This is a genomic window from Haladaptatus sp. W1 (assembly GCF_001723155.1).
GTDB lineage: Archaea > Halobacteriota > Halobacteria > Halobacteriales > Haladaptataceae > Haladaptatus > Haladaptatus paucihalophilus.
Genome location: NZ_MEIH01000340.1, coordinates 1 through 4,400 on the forward strand (window position 1 = coordinate 1; position 4,400 = coordinate 4,400).

Here is a 4,400-nt window from a genome sequence, read left to right on the forward strand (position 1 = left end):
GGGTGACAGTTACGGAGTAAGGATAGAACATGAACTTGCGAGAATCGTTTGACGTTTTCGTTCCGACAATCGTCCTCGCGGATGGCGAGTTCGGTAAGACAGGTGGAAAACCGCCAATGGGGTCGTAATGCACAGCGAAGTGTTTGATACCAGAGCCATCGTGGACTGTGAAACTGCCGGACAGAGTCCCACAGACATCTTAGGAAAGGCCGATGCACCCGACGTGCCCGTCGTCGAATTCGTCGAGGACGCACTCGATATCGCACCGGAGGCAGAGGTGCTGGTTATTGGTGTCGCCCCTGCTGGCGGTGAGCTACCCGATGCTTGGGTCGAAGAGATCGAGAACGCTATCCGTAGAGGGTGTGATGTTGTTTCTGGCCTTCACGTTTTTCTTGGGGAGGATGAATACTGGTCTTCGTTGGCCGATCAACACGACGTCCGCATTTTCGATGTTCGTAAACCACCTGCAACCAATAAACTACGCGTCGGTGATGGATCCGTGGACAATATCGACGCCCTAGTAGTGCTTACACTTGGGACGGACTGTGCAGTCGGCAAGCGGACCACAACGGTCGAGCTCTACAGAGCTGCCTGCAAAGCGGGATGGAACGCTGGGTGGGTCGCCACCGGCCAAACCGGAATCATGGTGGGTGCACACGAAGGTATCGTCGTCGATAGAGTTCCTGCCGACTTCACCGCCGGGATTGTAGAAGATATGGTGAAGGCAGTCGCCCAAGATCACGATATCGTCTTCGTAGAGGGACAGGCGTCTCTCACCCATCGCGCATACTCAAGTGTGACACTGGGTGTCCTTCATGGATCGTGGCCGGATGCCGTCGTTCTCGCCCATGATCCCGATCGAACAAAGCGGGCCCACTTCGAACGCTTTGCAGTCGATGGGGTTGAGAAGGAAAAAATGCTCATCGAAGAGCTATCGGACGCATTCGTCGCTGGCATCTCTACGTGGGGTGATTCCGAGGTCGAACAACAGCGCCACGGTCTGGTCACCGCGAACGTCTACGATGAGTCGGGAGCAACCAAACTCTTCGACGCCATCGAGAATACACTTGAGGTGGGAGTATGAGTGAAATCGTAGCAATGTCGGTAGAGCCGCTCGATTTGCCACTCGCTGAGCCATTCGAAATATCGCTCGGAACGCAACACGAGGCTTCGAACGTACTCGTCACTGTCGAGACTGCCGACGGCACCACAGGGTATGGAGATGGTTCGCCATTACCGCCTGTCACTGGTGAGACACAGGCAATCGCCATCGAGGCGGCACAGGCGATGGCCAGCATTGTCGAAGGTTGTCTAACGAGTAACTACCGGCCGATCATTCAAGCTGTTCGTCAAACGTTCCCTAAAACGCCTTCAGCGACGTTTGCCGTCGAAACGGCCATTCTCGACGCGTACTGCCGGGAACATGAAATACCTCTCTCGGAACTATTCGGCAGCACACCAAGACCGGTTGAAACCGACATGACAATTCCTCTTCTCCCCCAAAGCGAAGCAACCAAGCGAGCCACTAGTGCGGCCAATTCTGGCTATGAACACCTCAAAATAAAGACCGGAAATGACGTGAGTGAAGACGTCGAACGCGTCTCAGCCATCCACGATGCCGTTCCGGACGCTGCACTCAAAATAGACGCCAATCAGGGATGGACGCCCAAAGAGACCGCCTGGTTCGCGGATCGTGTCGCTGACCGCGGTGTTCACCTTGAGTTAATAGAACAACCAGTTCCTGCGACCGATGTCACTGGACTTGCCGATACCCGCCGCCGTGTCGATGTTCCCATCGCTGCTGACGAGACTGTCTTCACGCCAGAAGATGCAATCCGAGTCGTTACTGAAGATGCCGCAGACATCATTAATGTGAAACTAGGGAAGTCAGGTCCACTTGCGACTGCAGATATTATTGCAATCGCTCAAGGTGCAGATACAGACCTCATGATCGGTTGTATGCTCGAAAGTGCTATCGGGATCCATACAAGTGCACATATTGTCGCAGGTACTGACGCTTTCTCCTATGTCGATCTTGATGGAAATCGCCTCCTAGCAGAGGACATCATCCCAACAAGTGATGGCCCAATCCATGAAATAGCGGGTCCTGGACATGGTGTGACACCAGGGCTGTAAAATGATATGAACATAGCGAACGCATACCTACTAATATAGCAGCTGAAATCTCCGATAAACCAGTATCAAACACCCTCGACTCTTCGACCGTGGCTGCGGATGCAATGTGACTCGCGCGGTTTGATACAGTTCCTCTCGGATCATTGTTTCTTGAAATCCTCAGCAGTACATTTTTACAGAAGACTTGAGTCGGCACTGTCTAGTTTAGCATCTCCTCGACAGGCGTTCGGTTGTTGAGCGCTTGATGCGGTCGCTAGTGGTTATAGCTCCGGTTGGACCGAGTCGATTCCTCCCACGGCTGAAGCCGTGGGCTTCCTCCTTGCAATCGTGTGAAGCCCTGCGCAGATTTGACTTCGCTGGATTCGTAGAGCAGTGGATTATGGCCGTTTTCGGACGTAAAGTATCGCGAGTACGAGAATCAGCACCGCTTGGATTGCTTTGTCAAAGAGACCAAGTGGATCATAGATACTCGGCCACCGAAGGATGAAGTACGCGACGAACTGGATGCCGGTGTAAATGATCCCGACACCGTACAGCAGTGGTTGATTTACACCGAGATAGAGCAGCACAAGCGCACCAAAAAATCCTAAGCCCGCCAATAAAAATAGGATTCCGATGATTCCCTCATCAAGATCTTCAATACCTTCATAAATATGAATCACACCGGTGAGAACCACGAGAACAATCCCAACGTAGTCAAGACTAGTAAGCGCTGATCGCTGTTGAACCTGGGAGGCTGGCTCAGTGGTCACAGATGCTGAACAATCCCGACGAAATTAGCCGTATCGGCCGTCCGTTAGCGGCTCACCTACACTTGAATTATATCAAAGAAGTTTCGTTACTGGATACTAAAAATTGCTTTTAATATTCTATTACATATGAATAACGATAACATTGTTTAAATGATAAATCAGTGATAGGTTTAGTGGCCGTGCGGAATATAGAGCGCGTATCGGTCACTGGCAAATCGCCGATCATCGGTAGCTTGGAGCAGTAGATTCAGCGAGTACCTCTGCAAGAACTCATATCGAGAGGAGTCAATACTGTCGATTCCTCCCACGGCTGAAGCCGTGGGCTTCCTCCTTGCAATCGTGTGAAACGCCGGTCATCCGAAGGGCAATTGAACCGATTCGAATGATCAGGAGGGCAAGTGCGAACGTGAGCAACAGTGAGAGGATTGGGTAAATGGCAGCCATACCCTCCGCTAATAGACGTGCAGGAGCTTTGACCTCATGGCCGATTGAACGGGTTGTTCATCACTCGAGAACATGAGGTCTGTGCGTAGCAACGAGCACAAAACAGGATTGGTCAAAAGAGGCGATGAATCGCTACAAATCGCGCGCTTGGACGGTTTTGCGATCGTTTTCTTCGGCTCGTCGGGAAGCGTTGTCGAGGATTGAGGCGACTTCTTCATCGAGTGCATCGTAGAAGACACTCGCCACATTGTGTCCTTCGAGCTGGTCTTTCACTGCGGGTTTGATGGTGGCACTCCAGTTGATCTTTCCATCGATCGTCCCCCGTCTCGTTCGGGTGATGGACTCGGTGTCAGTCTGCAAGTTGCGAACGCGTTGAGGGAGTTGCTCGACGAATTCGATGACGTCTGGTGAGAGGGTGAAGGGGAGATCCACAGGAGTTCGTACTCGGTGATGCGCTCATCAAGCGCATCGGGTTTAATCGCACTCGCGAACTCACGCTCTAGGAACGCCCCGTGCATGACGTAGGCGAGGATGTCCTCGGTCAGTTGATCGAGAAGGTCGTCTCTATCCATCGCTCTGGATCCAATTTTTGTGACCTCCATACTGCTTAGGTGGAATAAGATTAAGCATTAAACATGCCAGTCGAGCCAAACCTGACCGGACGAACTGCGTTTATCACGGGAACGACGAGGGGTATCGGCAAGCAAATCGCACTCACGCTCGCAGATGCAGGCTGTAACATTGTCTCAACGGGAAAAACCGTCAAAGAGGATGGTGATCTTGAAGGAACGATTCACAAAACTGCCGAAGAGTGTGAAGAGCGAGGGGTGAATGCCCACGCGATCCAGTTGAACCTCCGCGACGCAGAGAACGTCCAGAATGCAGCCACAGAGGCTATCGAAGCCTTCGGCGAGGTGGATATTGTCATAAACAACGCCAGCGCCATTCAGTTGAGCAACGTTGCGGACCTCCCCGCGAATCGGTTCGATTTGCTAACCGAGGTCAATATTCGGGGAACGTACCTCACCTCGCAGGCGTTTATCCCTCATCTAAAGGAAATTGGCGGCG

General features: G+C 52.3%; 5 protein-coding genes and 1 pseudogene. 3 read left to right on the forward strand and 3 right to left on the reverse strand.

Going from position 1 to position 4,400, the window contains the following annotated elements:
* The first annotated feature begins 29 nt into the window (after positions 1-29).
* Positions 30-1,084: pseudogene (locus BG842_RS19830) on the forward strand (DUF1611 domain-containing protein).
* Positions 1,081-2,136 carry a dipeptide epimerase gene (locus tag BG842_RS19835; protein ID WP_069452139.1) on the forward strand — a complete coding sequence of 352 codons (1,056 nt, stop codon included), beginning with the start codon at positions 1,081-1,083 and terminating at the stop codon, positions 2,134-2,136. The pseudogene BG842_RS19830 and the gene BG842_RS19835 overlap by 4 nt, the downstream one beginning before the upstream one ends.
* Positions 2,137-2,513: 377 nt before the next feature.
* Here BG842_RS19835 and BG842_RS19840 read toward each other — a convergent pair whose 3' ends face one another.
* The 3 genes from BG842_RS19840 to BG842_RS30165 all read right to left on the reverse strand — a co-directional run bounded on the left by BG842_RS19840 (position 2,514) and on the right by BG842_RS30165 (position 3,934).
* Positions 2,514-2,888, reverse strand: coding sequence for a hypothetical protein (locus BG842_RS19840; RefSeq protein WP_069452140.1), 375 nt, complete (start codon positions 2,886-2,888; stop codon positions 2,514-2,516).
* A 576-nt stretch (positions 2,889-3,464) separates the two neighbouring features.
* A complete protein-coding gene (locus tag BG842_RS19845) occupies positions 3,465-3,617 on the reverse strand; it encodes a DUF1931 domain-containing protein (protein ID WP_069452141.1) in 153 nt (50 codons plus the stop codon).
* Positions 3,602-3,934: a hypothetical protein gene (locus BG842_RS30165; RefSeq protein WP_175424223.1), complete on the reverse strand. Its 333-nt coding sequence runs from the start codon at positions 3,932-3,934 to the stop codon at positions 3,602-3,604. The genes BG842_RS19845 and BG842_RS30165 overlap by 16 nt, the downstream gene beginning before the upstream one ends.
* 33 nt (positions 3,935-3,967) lie before the next feature.
* On the opposite strand from BG842_RS30165, the gene BG842_RS19850 reads away from it, so the two are divergent.
* Positions 3,968-4,400, forward strand: a 433-nt coding sequence (locus tag BG842_RS19850) for an SDR family NAD(P)-dependent oxidoreductase (RefSeq protein ID WP_139136205.1), incomplete at its 3' end; no start/stop codon positions are given.